The 15949-nt window shown below is 66.5% G+C and carries 8 protein-coding genes and 1 pseudogene; 4 read left to right on the plus strand and 5 right to left on the minus strand.

Annotated features, from left to right (window positions below; translation table 11 throughout):
* A pseudogene (locus VK519_RS12465) lies at window positions 1–248 on the minus strand (DUF4097 family beta strand repeat-containing protein); the annotation flags it as partial.
* Window positions 249–971: 723 nt separating this feature from the next.
* A complete protein-coding gene (locus tag VK519_RS12470) occupies window positions 972–1505 on the minus strand; it encodes a c-type cytochrome (protein ID WP_324350213.1) in 534 nt (177 codons plus the stop codon).
* Between the two features lie 283 nt (window positions 1506–1788).
* Here VK519_RS12470 and VK519_RS12475 point away from each other — a divergent pair, with 283 nt between their 5' ends.
* The 3 genes from VK519_RS12475 to VK519_RS12485 all read left to right on the plus strand — a co-directional run bounded on the left by VK519_RS12475 (window position 1789) and on the right by VK519_RS12485 (window position 9639).
* Entirely contained in the window at window positions 1789–3048 is a 1260-nt protein-coding gene (locus VK519_RS12475; protein WP_324350215.1) for an efflux RND transporter periplasmic adaptor subunit, read from the plus strand.
* 74 nt (window positions 3049–3122) lie between these two features.
* Window positions 3123–6359 carry an efflux RND transporter permease subunit gene (locus tag VK519_RS12480; protein WP_324350217.1) on the plus strand — a complete coding sequence of 1079 codons (3237 nt, stop codon included), beginning with the start codon at window positions 3123–3125 and terminating at the stop codon, window positions 6357–6359.
* 145 nt (window positions 6360–6504) lie between these two features.
* Window positions 6505–9639, plus strand: coding sequence for an efflux RND transporter permease subunit (locus tag VK519_RS12485; RefSeq protein WP_324350219.1), 3135 nt, complete (start codon window positions 6505–6507; stop codon window positions 9637–9639).
* A 6-nt stretch (window positions 9640–9645) separates the two neighbouring features.
* On the opposite strand, the gene VK519_RS12490 is transcribed toward VK519_RS12485, so the two are convergent.
* Complete coding sequence (locus VK519_RS12490) at window positions 9646–13167, minus strand: ankyrin repeat domain-containing protein (protein WP_324350221.1); 3522 nt, start codon at window positions 13165–13167, stop codon at window positions 9646–9648.
* Between the two features lie 73 nt (window positions 13168–13240).
* The gene (locus VK519_RS12495) at window positions 13241–13540 is read right to left on the minus strand and encodes a YcgL domain-containing protein (RefSeq protein WP_324350223.1); all 300 of its coding nucleotides are present in this window, start codon (window positions 13538–13540) and stop codon (window positions 13241–13243) included.
* A 262-nt stretch (window positions 13541–13802) separates the two neighbouring features.
* Here VK519_RS12495 and VK519_RS12500 point away from each other — a divergent pair, with 262 nt between their 5' ends.
* On the plus strand, window positions 13803–15239 hold the full coding sequence (locus VK519_RS12500; protein WP_324350225.1) for an OmpP1/FadL family transporter: 1437 nt from the start codon (window positions 13803–13805) through the stop codon (window positions 15237–15239).
* Window positions 15240–15440: 201 nt separating this feature from the next.
* Here VK519_RS12500 and VK519_RS12505 read toward each other — a convergent pair.
* A partial coding sequence (locus tag VK519_RS12505; protein ID WP_324350227.1) for an aldehyde dehydrogenase family protein occupies window positions 15441–15949 on the minus strand: 509 nt, incomplete at its 5' end.

The following is a 15949-nucleotide window of genomic DNA, read 5'->3' on the forward strand; positions in this document are numbered from 1 at the left end:
CGATGCTGGGTGATCACCAGTTCCGCCAGGGCGTCGTCGCTGGATGCGCATGCCTTGCCGCGTGCCGCCAGCGCAGTGCCGCTGCCACTGGCATTGATCTTCAGCTCATGGCTGCCGGTCTCCAGGCGCACGGTGCGCACGCCACGCAGGTCCGCGTCCAGGGAGCGATCCGCCGAACGCGTGCACTGGTCGGCGTGTGCGGCGGCAAAAGGGGCGAAGGCGAGGGCGAGCAGGGCGTACTTGCGCATGGTGAGCTCCAAAGGGAAAGGCGTACTGCGTAGGGATACTGCCAGAGCCCAAGCCGCTGCAATGGCCCGGAAGTCCCCATGCCCAGTGGCAGGGCCAGGTTCCGGAGGCGTCGGGCAGGGTTCTGCATCAGTGCCGTTTTCCGGCCATTGATGAAAAAGAATTTAGATCGATCCTATTGACGTGTGGGATCGCAGGCCTATAATCCTGTACCGAGCAGTTCGTTAATGAGCTGCCTGCCCCGCCTCGGTACCAGATACCCTCCCTCCCCCGCTCTGGTACCGAGGCCCGGCCTTTTTTGCGGCGAGGGCGGGTGCGGCCGGATGGCGTTTTCGTCGATAAGTCCTCGGTCGGCATTCGCCTCCCTGCGGAAGCGCTCTGAAAACGCCACCCGGCCGCACCCTCACACGCAATTGTCGGTTGTGGGGAGAGCAGGGTGAGGGGTGCCTGCAGTCATCGCGATCGCGGACGCTGTGTCCCGTTAGTTCGGTCGACCGGCTCGAAAGCCAAAGATTCGCCATAATTTTTCACGCCGCGTGCTTTGCATCCCACGTCATGAGTCGGAGGGAGCGGGCGGGTATCACCCTGAGAACGATTCCGCAGGGAGGCGAAGCCGACTGAGGACTTAGTGACCAGGGTGATACCCGCCCGCTCCCGCCCCCTCAACGTACAAAGCCGCCTCACGGCGGCTTTGCTTTTGTTTCGCTCGAGCGAGGCGCCGGCACTTACTTGACCTGGGAGACCATCCACTTGACGGTGTTGCCGACCTGCTCGTCGTTGAGCGAGGGATTGCCGCCCTTGGCTGGCATCATGTTGCCGTCTGGGCCCTTGTAGCCTTCGATCGCATGCTTGATCAGGGTGGGGATGCCTTCGGTCACGCGGGCGGCCCAGGCGGCCTTGTCGCCCAGCTTTGGCGCGCCGGCGACACCGGCGGTGTGGCAGCTGTGGCAGAGGTTGTCGTAGATCGTCTTGCCGTCGGTGGTGCCGCCGTAGGCGACCTGCGCGGCAGCGGCCTTGGTGGCTGCTTCCTGCGCGGCCTGCATGGCGGCGCGGCCGGTATCGCCGGCATAGACACCACCGACAGCAGCGATGCGGTCGGCTTTTGCCTGGACCTGGGTGGGGTCCGCTTCCTTGGGGATGCCGGAATAGATCCAGTAGGCAAGGAACATCAGAAGGACGGTGAGGACCGAGAGCCCAGTGGTGAGCAGTGAGAACTGCTGCAGGAAGCTCTTGTCGGATTTGCTCGGTGTACCGCTCACGCATGACTCCTGAAGGGGATGCTGGCCCAGGCATGGCCCCTTGGAACGGGGGCACAATCAGCCGCGGAGTATATCCGAAAGAGCGTCGCGGGGTGATCACGCCCGGCGGGATATTTTGGCCGTCCGTTGCTGTCCAACCCTGCCACAGGTCACGCAGCACCCCTGTCAACCGGCATTGTTCAACCGCATTGCAGTGAACCTATGCTATTGACCCATGGGTAGGGCCGCGCGCACCGCGTCGGCGCCGGGGACAACCCCCCAGTTTCTATACGGAGAGCGTTTCATGTCGCGTTTTTGGAAGATCGCGCTGGCGGTGATCGTCGTGCTGGCCATAGCGGCGGTGATCGTCGTGCCGCGCCTGGGTCACAAGGGTGGCGCGGGTGCCGGCCAGCAAGCCGGCGCTGGGCAGGGGGACGGCAAGGGCAAGGATGGCAAGGACGACACCCCGATTCCTGTCACCGTGGTACCGGTGGTCCGCCAGGACGTGTCGGTGTTCCTCAATGCGCTGGGCAACGCGCAGGCATTGAACACCGTCACGGTGAAGCCGCAGGTCAGCGGCCAGCTGATGAGGCTCAACTTCAAGGAAGGCCAGGAGGTCAAGAAGGGCGACGTGATCGCCGAGATCGACCCGCGGACCATCCAGGCCAACCTCGACCAGGCCCGCGCCACGCTGGCGCAGAACCAGGCGCTGCTGGGCACCGCGCGCAGCAACCTCAAGCGCTCGCAGGACCTGGTCGCCAACTCCAAGGAGCAGTACGTCTCCCAGGCCGACCTCGTTACGCTCAAGAACACCGTGCAGCAGTACGAGGGCACGGTGGCCGGCGCACAGGGCGCGATCCGCGCCGCCGAAGTGCAACTGGGCTTCACCAAGGTGATCGCCCCGATCGACGGCGTGGCCGGCATTCGCGCGGTGGACGTGGGCAACATCGTCGCCACCACCGACAGCCTGGTGGTGCTTACCCAGCTGCACCCGCTGTACGTGACCTTCAAGCTGCCCACGCAGAACCTGGACGTGGTGCGCGCGGCACTTGCCAGCGGCGATGCCCCGGTGACGGTGCGCGATCGCGCCGACAGCCACGTGGTGGCCAACGACGGCAAGCTCGATGTCATCGACAACCAGATCGATGCCACCACCGCACAGTTCGCCGTGCGTTCGGTGTTCCCCAATACCAAGACCGAATTGTGGCCGGGCCAGTTTACCAACGTGCAGTTGAAGGTGAACACGGTCAAGGGTGGCCTGGTGGTGCCGACGCAGGCAGTGCAGCGCGGCCCTGATGGCGACTACGTGTACCAGGTGCAGGGCGACAACACCGTCAAGATGCAGCCGGTGGTCTCCGGGACCGAAGTGGGCGACAGCCACGTGCTGATTGCCCAGGGCCTGAAGGAAGGCGACCGCGTGGTTACCGAAGGTCAGTTCCGCCTCAAGCCCGGCAGCAAGGTACAGGCACTGGCCCCGGGCCAGGTGCCGGCCTCGCCGACCGCCGCGGAGCTGGACAAGACCAAGCAGGCAGCAAACCGAAAGGGCGGCCGCGGCGGCCGCTAGATAATCGAGCAAGGCGCGCGCGCGGCAACGCTCGCCGCGCGTGACCTTAAAGAAGTCTTGCAAGGAAACACCACGTGGGTTTTTCGACACTCTTCATTCGCCGGCCGATCGCCACCTCCCTGTTGATGGTGGCGATCATGCTGCTGGGCATCCTGGGCTACCGGCAACTGCCGGTATCGGCGCTGCCTGAAATCGACGCGCCCAGCCTGGTGGTTACCACGCAGTACCCGGGTGCCAGCGCCACCACCATGGCCTCGCTGGTCACCACGCCCCTTGAGCGCAATTTCGGCCAGATCTCCGGGCTGCAGATGATGAGCTCGGATTCGTCGGCGGGCCTGTCCACGATCATCCTGCAGTTCGACATGGGCCGCGACATCGACATCGCCGCGCAGGACGTGCAGTCGGCGATCAGCCAGGCCAAGGGCACGCTGCCCAGCTCGCTGCCGTATCCGCCCGTCTACAACCGCGTGAACCCGGCCGACGCGCCGATCATGACCTTGAAGCTCACCTCCGATTCGGTGCAGCTGCGCGACATCAACGACGTGGCCGATTCCATCCTGGCCCAGCGCCTGGCGCAGGTGCAGGGCGTGGGCCTGGTGAGCATCGCCGGCAACGTGCGCCCGGCCGTGCGCATTCAGGTGAACCCGACCCAGCTGTCGAACCTGGGCCTCACCATGGAGGACCTGCGCAGCTCGCTGACGGCCAGCAACGTGAACGCGCCCAAGGGCACGCTCAACGGCAAGACGCAGTCGTACAGCATCGGTACCAACGACCAGCTGGCCACGGCGGCGGAGTACAAAGACACGATCATCGCGTACAAGAACAACGCGGCGATCCGCCTGACCGACGTCGGCAACGTGGTCGACGGCGTCGAGAACGACCAGCTGGCCGCCTGGGCGGACGGCAAGCCCGCGGTGCTTTTGGACATCCGCCGCCAGCCCGGCGCCAACATCGTGCAGACGGTGGAGCGCATCCGGCAGATCCTGCCGGACCTTCAGACGGTGCTTCCGGCCGATGTGAAGCTGGAAGTGTTCTCCGACCGCACGGTGACCATCCGCGCTTCGGTGGAGGACGTGCAGTTCACCCTGCTCCTCACCATCTTCCTGGTGGTGGCGGTGATCTTCGTTTTCCTGCGCAGGTTGTGGGCCACGGTGATCCCGTCGGTGGCGGTGCCGCTGTCGCTTTTGGGTACCTTCGGCGTGATGGCCTTCACCGGCATGTCGCTGGACAACCTTTCGCTGATGGCGCTCACGGTGGCCACGGGCTTCGTGGTCGACGACGCCATCGTGATGATCGAGAACATCGTCCGCTACATCGAGCAGGGCAAGGACGGCAAGGAGGCGGCCGAGATCGGCGCCCGCGAGATCGGCTTCACCGTGGTGTCGTTGACGGTGTCGCTGATCGCCGTGTTCCTGCCGCTGCTGCTGATGCCGGGTGTCACCGGCCGCCTGTTCCATGAGTTCGCCTGGGTGCTGACGATCGCCGTGGCGATCTCGATGCTGGTGTCACTGACCCTCACCCCGATGATGTGCGCGTACCTGCTGAAGGCCGATTCGCTGCCCGAGGGCGAAGACGCCCATGAGCGCCACGCCGCCGATGGCAAGGTCACCTGGTGGTCGCGCGTGGTGGGTATCTATGAGCGTTCGCTCGACGTGGTGCTGGCCCACCAGCGCACGACGATGGTGGTGGCCTGCATTACCGTGGCCCTCACCGTGGTGCTGTACATCGTCATTCCCAAGGGCCTGCTGCCCGAGCAGGACACCGGCCTCATCACAGGCGTCGTGCAGGCCGACCAGAACGTCGCCTTCGAACAGATGGAACTGCGCACCAAGGCGGTGGCCGATGCCCTGCGCAAAGTGCCGGACGTCAGCGGCGTTGCCGCCTTCATCGGCGCCGGTTCCATCAACCCCACGTTGAACCAGGGCCAGATTTCCATCGTGCTGAAGGACCGCTCCGATCGCGGCGACCTGGAAGACGTGGTCAGGCGCCTGCAGGAAGCCGCCGCGCACTTGCCGGGCACGGCGCTGTACCTGAAGCCGGTGCAGGACGTGACGCTGGAAAGCCGCGTAGCCGCTACGGAATACCAGTACGCGATGAGCGACGTGAATTCGGCCGAACTGTCCAAGTACGCCACGCAGATGACCGCGGCGCTGCGTCAGCGCCCGGAACTGGCGGACGTGGACAACAACCTGGCCGACATGGGTAACGCGCTCAAGCTCACCATCGACCGTGATGCCGCCAGCCGCCTGGGCGTGCCGGTACAGACCATCGATGACACGCTTTACGACTCGTTCGGCCAGCGCCAGATTTCCACCATCTTCACCCAGCTCAACCAGTACCGCGTGGTGCTGGAGGTCGACCCGCAGTTCCGTTCCAGCAAGGATCTGCTGGACAAGCTCTACGTCAAGAGCAACGGCAGCGGCGCGCTCACCGGCAGCAACGCCACCACCTTCGGCCAGGCCTCGTCGAGCAATTCGGCCACGGCCACCGGCATCGGCCTGTCCAACACCGGCATCCTGCTCGGTGGCGGCGGCGCGGTGCCGATCTCCACGCTGGCCTCCGCACAGATCACCAACGCCCCGCTGGTAATCAGCCACCAGCAACAGCTGCCGGCGGTGACCATCGCCTTCAACCTGGCGCCGGGTTATTCCCTGTCGGAGGCCGTGAGCGCGATCCACGAAGTGGAAAACCAGGTCAATATCCCGCCGCAGGTGGCCAAGCAGTTCGTCGGCAAGGCGGCGGAGTTCTCATCCTCGGTGGGCGATACCGTCCTGTTGCTGCTGGCTGCCGTGGTGGTGATCTACATCGTGCTGGGCGTGCTGTATGAAAGCTACATCCATCCGATCACCATCATCTCCACGCTGCCGCCCGCCGGTGTCGGCGCCCTGCTTGGCCTGCTGCTGTGTGGCATGAGCCTGTCGGTGGATGGCATCGTCGGCATCGTGCTGCTGATCGGCATCGTGAAGAAGAACGCGATCATGATGATCGACTTCGCCATCGAGGCGAAGCGCATGGGCATGAATGCCCATGACGCCATCCGCCGCGCCTGCCTGCTGCGCTTCCGCCCGATCATGATGACCACCGCCGCGGCACTCCTGGGCGCCTTGCCGCTGGCCCTGGGCAATGGCATCGGTTCGGAGCTGCGCCGTCCGCTGGGTGTGTCGATCGTCGGCGGCCTGCTGCTCAGCCAGCTGGTCACGCTGTACACCACGCCGGTGATCTACCTGTACATGGAACGTGTTTCCGACTGGATCGAGTCGCGCCGGGAGCGGCGGGCCATCGCCCGCGACACCGCCCGGGGACTGGCGTGATCCACCCTCCGTCGCGCACGGCGCGACGTGCCGGGGTACCCTTTGATCGCCGGGCGGGCAACCGCCCGGCGAAGCCTTTTCCGGGCATCGACGTTCATGGGCGCGTCCTGGCCATGCCGCCGGCCGCCCCCTTAATCCTCAAAGCATGAATATTTCCGGTCCCTTCATCCGCCGTCCGATCGGCACGAGCCTCCTGGCCGCGGGCGTCTTTGTGGTCGGCATGATCTGCTACGGCCTGCTGGGCGTGGCGGCGTTACCGGACATCCAGTTCCCGGCAATCTTCGTGCAGACCAGCCAGAGCGGCGCCGACGCCAACACCATGGCGGCCACGGTGGCGGCACCGCTGGAGCGGCACCTGGGCCAGGTGCCGGGCATTTCCACGATGCGCTCCAATAGCTCGGAGGGCCGCGCCTCGGTCTTCATGATCTTCGACGCGCAGCGCAACATCGATGCCGCGGCCCGCGACGTGCAATCGGCAATCAATGCCTCGCAGTCCGATCTTCCTGCCGGGCTGCAGCCACCGAGCTACCAGAAGGCCAACCCGAACGACGACCCGGTGATCGCCATCGCGCTCACCTCCGACACGCTGGCCCGTGATGCGCTGTACAACATCGCCGATTCACTGCTGGCCCAGCGCCTGCGTCAGCAGGTGGGCGTGGCAAGCGTCGACATCTATGGCAGCGCCACGCCGGCGGTGCGCGTGGATGTGGACCTGCAGAAGCTCAACTCCATGGGCCTGACGCCGGACCAGCTGCGCAATACCCTCACCGCCGCCAACGTGACCTCGCCACAGGGGTTCCTGTCCGATGGCCGCACCACCATGGCGGTGGTTGCCAACGACAACATGCATAGTGCGGCGGATTTCGCCAAGCTCATCATCGCCAACAACAACGGCACGCCGATCCGCCTTGACCAGGTGGCCAAGGTGTACGACGGCCAGCAGGACGCGCAGCAGGCGGCCTGGTTCAATTCGAAGTCCGCCGTGCTGATGTACGTGTTCAAGCAGTCCAACGCGAACGTGATCCAGACGGTGGACAACATCCGCGACCAGCTGCCGCAGATGCGCGAATGGTTGCCAGAAGGCGTGAGGCTGCAGCCCTTCTTCGACGGCACGCCCACCATCCGCGCCTCGCTGCACGAAGTGGAGGCCACGCTCCTGTTGAGCCTTGCCATGGTGGTGATGACCATGGCGCTGTTCCTGCGGCGGCTGGCGCCCACGGTGATCGCGGGCCTTGCCGTGCCGCTGTCGCTGGCCGGCGCGTTCCTGATGATGTACATCTTCGGGTACACGCTGAACAACCTGTCGCTGCTGGCGCTGGTGATCGCCATCGGCTTCGTGGTCGACGATGCCATCGTGGTGATCGAGAACGTCATCCGCCACATGGACGAGGGACTGAGCCGGCGCGAGGCCGCCCTGCTTGGGGCGCGCGAGATCGGCTTCACCATCGTCTCCATCACCGCCTCGCTGATCGCCGTGTTCATCCCGTTGTTGTTTGCCACCGGCATCATCGGCATGTTCTTCAAGGAATTCACCGTGGTGCTGTGTTCGGCCATCGCGGTCTCGGCACTGGTATCGCTCACTCTCACCCCGTCGCTGTGCGGCCGGTTCCTTACCCACCATTCGCGCCGACCGCCCTCGCGCCTGAGCCGAGGAATCGAGCGGTTCCTCGACGGCATGCTGGCGGTGTACCGGCGTTCGCTGGACTGGACCTTGCGCCATGCGCTGTTCATGGCGCTCACGCCGCTGGTATTGATCGGCATCACGTTCCTTTTGTCCCGCATGGTCACCACGGGCTTCTTTCCGCCACAGGACACCGGCCTGATCCAGGGACGCGCCACGTCCGGCGCCACCGTGTCGTTCACCGAGATGGAAAAGCGCATGGAGCGCCTGACCCAGATGTTGCGTGCCGATCCGGACGTAGCCACGGTGGGCGCTCGCCTGGGTACCAGCCGGCAGGGCACCAGCGGCAGCTTCAGCATCGGCCTGAAGACCCTCGCCCAGGGCCGCGAGGACACCACCTTCGACGCGGTCACGCGGTTGTCCTCGAAAGCCGCCAAGTTCCCCGACCTGAACCTGCGGCTTCGCGCCGTGCAGGACCTCCCCACCGGCGGTGCCGGCGGCGGCTCGAGCCAGGGCGCGCAGTACTCGGTGTCGCTGAAGGGTAACGACCAGGAAACCCTGCAGCTGTGGCTGCCCCGGCTGCAGGCGGAACTGAAGAAAAGCCCGCTGCTGCGCGACGTGGGGACGGATGTCGACGACGCGGGCCTGCGCCAGAACCTGATGATCGACCGCGATGCCGCGTCGAGGCTGGGGGTGACCGTGGGCAACATCGATTCGGCGCTGTACGACGCCTTCGGCCAGCGCTCGGTGTCCACGATCTATTCGGACATCAACCAGTACTCGGTGGTGATGAGCGCGCTACCGGCGCTGGCGGCGACACCCGATGCGATCAACCGGATCTACGTGCGCAGCACCAGCGGCGCGATGGTGCCGATCACGGCAGTCACCAAGCAGGTGCCGGGCCTTGCCCCGACGCAGGTGATCCACGAAGACCAGTACACCACGATGGACATCAGCTTCAACCTGGCGCCGGGCATCAGCATGGGCGAGGCTACCCAGGTGATCCAGAAGACCATCGACAACATGCGTCTGCCAGGCGACATCCGCATGGACTTCGGTTCCGACTTCAAGCGGTTCCAGCAATCCCAGGGCGACATGCTGTTGCTGGTGGCGGCGGCGATCATCACGGTCTACCTGGTGCTGGGCATGCTCTATGAGAGCCTGATCCATCCGGTGACGATCCTTTCCACCTTGCCGGCCGCGGGTGTCGGCGCCCTGCTGGCGCTGGTGATCACCGACACCGACCTTTCGGTGATCGCGATGATCGCGCTGGTGTTGTTGATCGGCATCGTGAAGAAGAACGCGATCATGATGATCGACTTCGCCCTGGTGGCCGAACGCGAGCATGGCAAGAATTACCTCGAGGCTATCCGCGAGGCCTGCCTGGTCCGCTTCCGGCCGATCATGATGACCACCATGGTCGCCATCCTGGCCGCGTTGCCGCTGGCCATTGGCCTTGGCGAAGGCTCGGAACTGCGCCGGCCGCTGGGTATCGCCATGATCGGCGGCCTGCTGGTATCGCAGAGCCTCACGTTGCTCAGTACGCCTGCGCTTTATGTGATTTTCTCGTGCCTGGCCGAGCGGGCGCGCAAGCGCAAGCAGGTGCGGCTGGAGCGCCGTCAGGCGCGCCGCCGCGCCGCGCTCGCCCGCGGAAGCTGATAGGGCTCAGTCGTTCGGTTGCGCGGGCTGGCGAAGCGTCTGCCGGACGCTGGGCACTGCGCCGGCGCGCACGCCCAATTCATGGGCGACGTCCACCAGTCCCAGGGTGCGGGCGACATCCCCCGCGGTGCGCCCAAAGGCATCGGTGGCGCTGCGATCGGCGCCGCGCGTCATCAGCGTACGCGCCGGCGGCAGCAATGCGTGCATGGCGCAGGCGTGCAGGGCGGTGACGCCGCGTTGGTCGGCGTGGCCCACGTCGGCACCGGCATCCAGTAGCGCCGGTAGCAAGGCGCCCAGATGGGTGGCGTCGCAACTCACGCCTGGCCGCTTGTGCGCGCCAAGCAATAGCAGCAGGGCTGTCTTGCCTTCGTTGTCGGCGTGGTTGATGTCGGCCTTGCGGCCGATCAGCGCGTCGAGCAGGCGGCGCGAACGCAGGCTGTCGCTGCTTTCGAAACAGTATTGGGCAGCCGCATGCAGCGGCGTGTGGCCGCTGCCGTCGTGGGCGTTGATGTCCGCGCCGGCATCCACGAGTGCCTCGACGATCTCGGGATAGCCCATGGCCGCGGCAATCATCGTGGCGGTGGTCTCGCCGGGCAGGCGCTGGTCGACGGCTACGCCGCGCTCGAGCAGCAAGGCCACCAGGTTTTCGCGCCGCGCGGTCACGGCCGCCACCAGCGGTGTGGCGCCCGTGGATGCAGCAAGCGCGGGATCGGCACCGGCATCGAGCGCCACGGCGGCGACGTCTCGGTGACCGGCGCCACAGGCTCGCAGCAGGGCAGTGGCGCCCTTGTCGTCAGGGGTGTCGACGGCGAAGCCGAGGTCGAGCAACCGGTGCACGGCCTCCGCATCGCCACTGGCGGCGGCCTGCGGCAGGTCGTTGGCGCGAAGCGGCCGGCGGGGCAGTGGCCAGCGGCTCCAGCTTAGCCAGCGTTCGACATCCGCCTGGCCCATGGCCACGCCCAGCGGGGTCTCGCCGTGGGCGTCGGTGGTTTCCGGGTCCGCGCCATGGGCCACCAGGCTGCGCACGCGCGCAAGGACATGGTTGCCCGCTTCCAGCGCCGCGAACAGCGGCGTGCGGCCCTGGCCGTCGCGCGCGTTCGGATCGCCGCCGCGGGCCAGCAGTTCATCAAGCACGCGCGGGTGCGCGACCGCCGCGGCCACGTGCACGGCACTGCGCAGGCGGGCATCGACACCAAACGGATCCGCGCCCGCGCCGAGCATGCGCAGCAGCAGCGAGGCTTCCGCTTCGCTGTCGCCCATGCGTGCGACAGCCTGCAGGAACAATCCCGCGCCCGCTGGCGTGGCACCGGCGTCGAGCAACTGGGCGACGGCTTCCTGCGATGAGGGTAGCTGCGGTACCAGTGCATCGAAAAGGCGCCGGCCAAGCACGTTGGCATCGCTTTCGTCGTCGCCATCGGCTTCTTCATCGTCGCGCTGGCGCGGCGCGCCGAGGCGCGCCTCCGCCTCCAGGCCGTGCTCGAGCAACCAGGCACGGCTGGCGCCAAGGCCCGGCGCTGAGAGTTCGAAGTACATCGCGGCCAGTTGCGAGGCCGGCCATTCGCGCACGCGGCGGGCAAACGTGGATGCCACGGCCCAGTGGCCGAAGCGCAATGCATCGAGCAGATGATCCGGCGAATCGGCGCCGGCTTCGGGCACCACGACATCGCTCATGCTGGCCGGGAGCGGTGTTTCCGGATCGAGCAGGGCGACCAGGTCCCAACGGCCGGCGGCAGCGGCGTGGTCGAGCGCGCTGCGGCCATCCATGCCCGCTTCGCGCGGCTGTGCGCCGAGGGCGAGAAGCGCACGCACGGTTTCGGCGCGGGCCTGTGGCGACTGGCAAGCCAGGGTGAGGGCGTCGCGGCCATGGCTATCGCGTGCGCGCGGATCGGGCGTGGCTTCGGCCAGGAGTTCCACGATGCGTGGCGCGCCGGCGCGCGCGGCTTCCATTAGCGCGGTGCTGCCGCGACGGTCGGCCAGGGCCACGTCGGCTCCGGCACCGCGCAAGGTGCGGCACATCCGCTCGTGGCCTTCGGCCGCGGCCACCATCAGGGCGCTGCGGCCGTGGCTGTCGGTGGCGTTCACCGCAGCGCGGTGCTTGAACAGGATGCGCACGCCTTCGTCGTCGTCTTCAGTGATGCCGGCGGCGGCGACCAGGGCGGGCTCGCCATCGACCGGCGTGGCCTTGGCGCCGCGCTCGAGCAGGAAGCGGGTGAGGTTCCAGTTGGCGGCGCGGCAGGCCGTGGCCAGTGCGCTATACCCGGCCTTGTTCAGGGCATTCAGCGGTGCACCGGCATCGAGCAGCATGGCAGCGATGGTCGGTTCGCCACAGAGCACCGCGCCATGCAGCGCCGTGTTGCCTTCGCCATCGACGGCCGCGGCATTGGCGCCGTTGGCCAGGAGGGTCATGACGGCGTCGGCGCGGCCGTGCCAGCTGTCGCGCGAGGCGGCCAGGAGGGCGCTGAGGCCTGCGTGCACGCGGTTGACGTCGGCGCCGCGGGTGATCAGTGCGCGCAACAGGCGCACATCGGGCATCAGCGCCGCCAGCACCAACGCGGTGCGTTGGTCGCGGTCATCCGCGCGCGCGGCGGTGTTGGCGTCGGCGCCGGCTTCGAGCAGGGCAAGGGCGCGATCGACGTCGCCGCCGCGCGCGGCTTCAAGCAGATCATTGTCCAGGTCCGCCTGGGGCCGGCCGGCGGGTATGGGGGCGGCGGGACGGGGCGCCTGTACAGTGACGGCAAACGCCGGCTCCACCCGCGGCGCCTTGCCCGGTTTATCTGACTTGGGCGCCGTCGCCGCGCTGCCACCGCGCGCTGGCATGGAGCCCTGCGGACGCTGGCGTCCCTCGCACAGCATCGCGCGCAGCGTGCGGTTGGCTATCACCATGCAGCCCAGTGGCAACAGCACCAGTCCATAGATGGCCAACGCGCTGATACGCAGTTCCGAAGGCAGCACGCCATAGAGACCGGTCAGCGCCACGGCGGCGAACGAAAGTACCAGCAGCGCCATCGCCGCCGGCAGGAAATGCGAGAAGAAGCGCTCCTCGGCCGACAGGTGCCGGCCGAAGGCGATGCTGCGTGCCACCGCGGTGAATATCCACGAGCCGTCTTCCTGCTCGGGGTAGGCATCGTCCCAGACGAAGACCAGGCCGAAGGCGGGCCACATCCGCCACAGCGAGGCCAGGGCCACCACCAGCGCCGCGGCCAGCAGCAGCGCGCCGGAAAGGCTGGGCTCCTGGATCAGGCGCACCAGCGGCCAGGCCACCAGCAGGAACATCACAGCCGTATAGCTGGTGAACATCACCAGGTGCGCGGCGCCGCGGCGCAAGAGCGTGCGGGCGAAGCTGGGTTCCGGATCGAAGCCGATGGCGTGGCATACCGCACCCATCGCCAGGGTGTTGGCCAGGAGCAGGGGTATCAGCACCACCGGATGGGTCGACCATCCTGCCAGGGCAACGGCGATCAGCGCCGGCAGGAACCACGGGAGGGACTTGATAAGCGGCGGCCGGCGCCGTGGTTTGATTCTTGACATACGCGCGAGTATACGGAAGCGCGAACACGCCTCGCGGTAACCGAACGTTAACCTCGATATCTTCCTGCGGGGACTATTCGCGGGTTTCGTCGCGGGTTTCGCGCAGAGGCCCGCGGTAGTGCTGGTTACCCACGGCCAGGGTGTCGCCCGGGGGAATCTGCAGATGCCAGCCGCGCTCGGCAAGGTCGGCCAGCACTTCCTTGGCGTCTTCCTGGGGCAGGCGGCGGCTGTCGTCCAGTTCCAGTTCCATGGCCAGGCGCAATTCCCCCAGCATCAGGGTGAGCGGCTCGGGCAGTACGTCGAAGCCGTCTCGGGTGTGCAACCACACATAGGTATTGGGCTTGCGCTGGCTGGCGTAGACGAAGCACTGCATGGGCAACCCCGTGTTTCGTGTTGGCTGGCCTGACAAGCCTAACAGCGCTGCGCCCCGGATCGGTGCGTTCGATGGTTATACCCGATCGAAGCCGGAGCCGTGTCTCATTTTGCTGCACCGCCACTTGCGCTAACGAAAAGTTCACGGCACAGTCTCGCCCGGGATTGTCAAACGCGCGTATGAACGCGCTGTTACAGGGACCTCTTAGGCCCCGGGCAGTCTCGCCTCGAATTCATAAGAACAAACTGGCAGGAGTCCACAAATGCAGATGTCCCTTCCCCGCCGCGCCTGGGCGGTTCGCCCGCTGGCATTTGCCGCCCTCTCCGTTGCCATTGCCGGCGCACTGGTTGCCCCCCGCGCCGCCGACGCCAGCGCGTTCCAGCTGAAGGAAAACAGCGCCAAGTCGCTCGGTACGGCCTTCGCCGGTTCCGTCACGGCAGGCAACGATGCCTCGGTGATCGTGAACAACCCGGCCGCGATGACCATGCTGGACGGCAACACCTTCCAGGCCGACGTCACCGCCATCAATTTCAGCACCAAGTTCTCCGGTAGCTCCACCGATGCGCTGGGCCGTCCGATCGCAGGTTCCAACGGCGGCGATGCCGGCACCACCATCCCGGTGCCCGCCATGTACTTCCAGTCCAAGGTGGCCGATCGCTGGCACGTGGGCGTGGCGCTTACCGCGCCGTTCGGCTTCAAGACCGACTACGACAGCGATTTCACCGGTCGCTACAGCGGCCTGAAGTCCGATTTCAAATCCCTCGATGCCACGCTGTCAGCCTCGTTCGACGTCACTGATACCTTCACCCTGGGTGCCAGCGCGATCGCGCAGAAGACCAGCGCGGAGCTCACCAGCGCGGTCAACTTCAACGCCGTGGGCCTGGGCATCGTGCAGCAGGGTGCGGCCGCCGGCGCCATCCCGCCGCAGGCCGTGCCAACCTACCTGGGCGTCATCGGCGCCGTCGTGCCCCCGGGCACCGATGGCCGCGCGAAGATCAAGGGCGACGACTGGGCCTACGGCTGGCAGCTGGGTGGCTTCTGGAAGCTCACCGCGCAGGATCGCTTCGCGCTGAACTACCACTCGAAGATCTCCCACACGCTCGAAGGCACGGCCAACTTCCAGGTGCCGGCCCAGGTGCAGGGCCTGCTCTCCAATCCGCTGGTTGCCCCGTTGCTGGGTACCGGCCAACCGCCGTTCACCCACACCAGCGGCACCGCCGACTTCACCACGCCGGCCTTCGCCACCGCCAGCTTCTGGCACCAGGATGAGAAGTTCGGCCTGGGCATGGACATCTCCTGGACGAAGTGGGATTCGTTCAAGAACCTGGCCGTGCAGTACGGCAACCCGTCGCAGCCGCCCACAGTGGAAGAGTTCAACTGGCGCAACAGCTGGTTTGCCTCGGTCGGTGGCGAGTACTACGCAACCGACAAGCTGACCCTGCGTGCCGGTGTCGCCGTCGACACCACGCCCACCTACAATGCCACCCGCGACGTCCGCGTGCCCGATTCCACCCGCCGCTGGCTGACCTTCGGCCTGGGCTACAAGGTGACCGAGCGCTTCGACGTAAACCTCGGCGCCGCCCACATCTTCGTCAACAAGGCCCACATCAACTCGCTCAGCCCCACCGGCGACCTCACGGTCGGCGAGAACGACGACAAGGGCAACCTGCTCAGCATGTCCGGCCAGTACCGCTTCTAAGCACTGCCGCGTCGCACCGAAAAACGCCTCCGCTTGTCGGGGGCGTTTTTTTGCGCCTCGAGGGGGGAGGCCGGCGGGTGTCACCCTGGTCACTAAGTCCTCGTCGGGCTTTGCCCTCCTGCGGAAGCGTTCCCAGGGTGACACCCGCCGGCCTCCCTCCAACTCTGAGGTCGTCAAGGGAAAGCCCTGGCCGCAGACGCTCTAACGTCCGAGCATGATCGAAAGCATCCGGCGGAAGCGGGCGCCGTACGGGGGGTTTAGCAGGGCGACGCCGTTGAAGCGGGCTTGGCGGAGGATGGGCTTCAGGCGGGAGAAGGTGTCGAAGCCGGCTTTGCCGTGGTAGGCGCCCATGCCGGAGGGGCCGACGCCGCCGAAGGGTAGGTTGTGTTGGGCGATGTGGAACAGCGTGTCGTTGATGGTGACGCCGCCGGCGCGTGTGCGCGTTAGCACGTCGTCGATTACGCGGGTGTCGTCGGTGAACAGGTATAGCGACAGCGGATGCGGGCGGTCGTTGATGAAGTCGATGGCGTCCTCGATGCGGTCGTAGGGCACGATCGGTAGCAGCGGGCCGAAGATCTCTTCCTGCATCACCTTCATGTCGCCGGTGACGTTGGTAAGCAACGTGGGCGGTAGCCTGCGCGTGCCTTCACCGCCGCCGAGCACATGTGCCTTTGCGCCGGCAGCCACTGCTTCGTCCCGCCATGAGGCAA

The organism is Pinirhizobacter sp. (genome assembly GCF_035317885.1).
Lineage (GTDB): Bacteria > Pseudomonadota > Gammaproteobacteria > Xanthomonadales > Rhodanobacteraceae > Pinirhizobacter.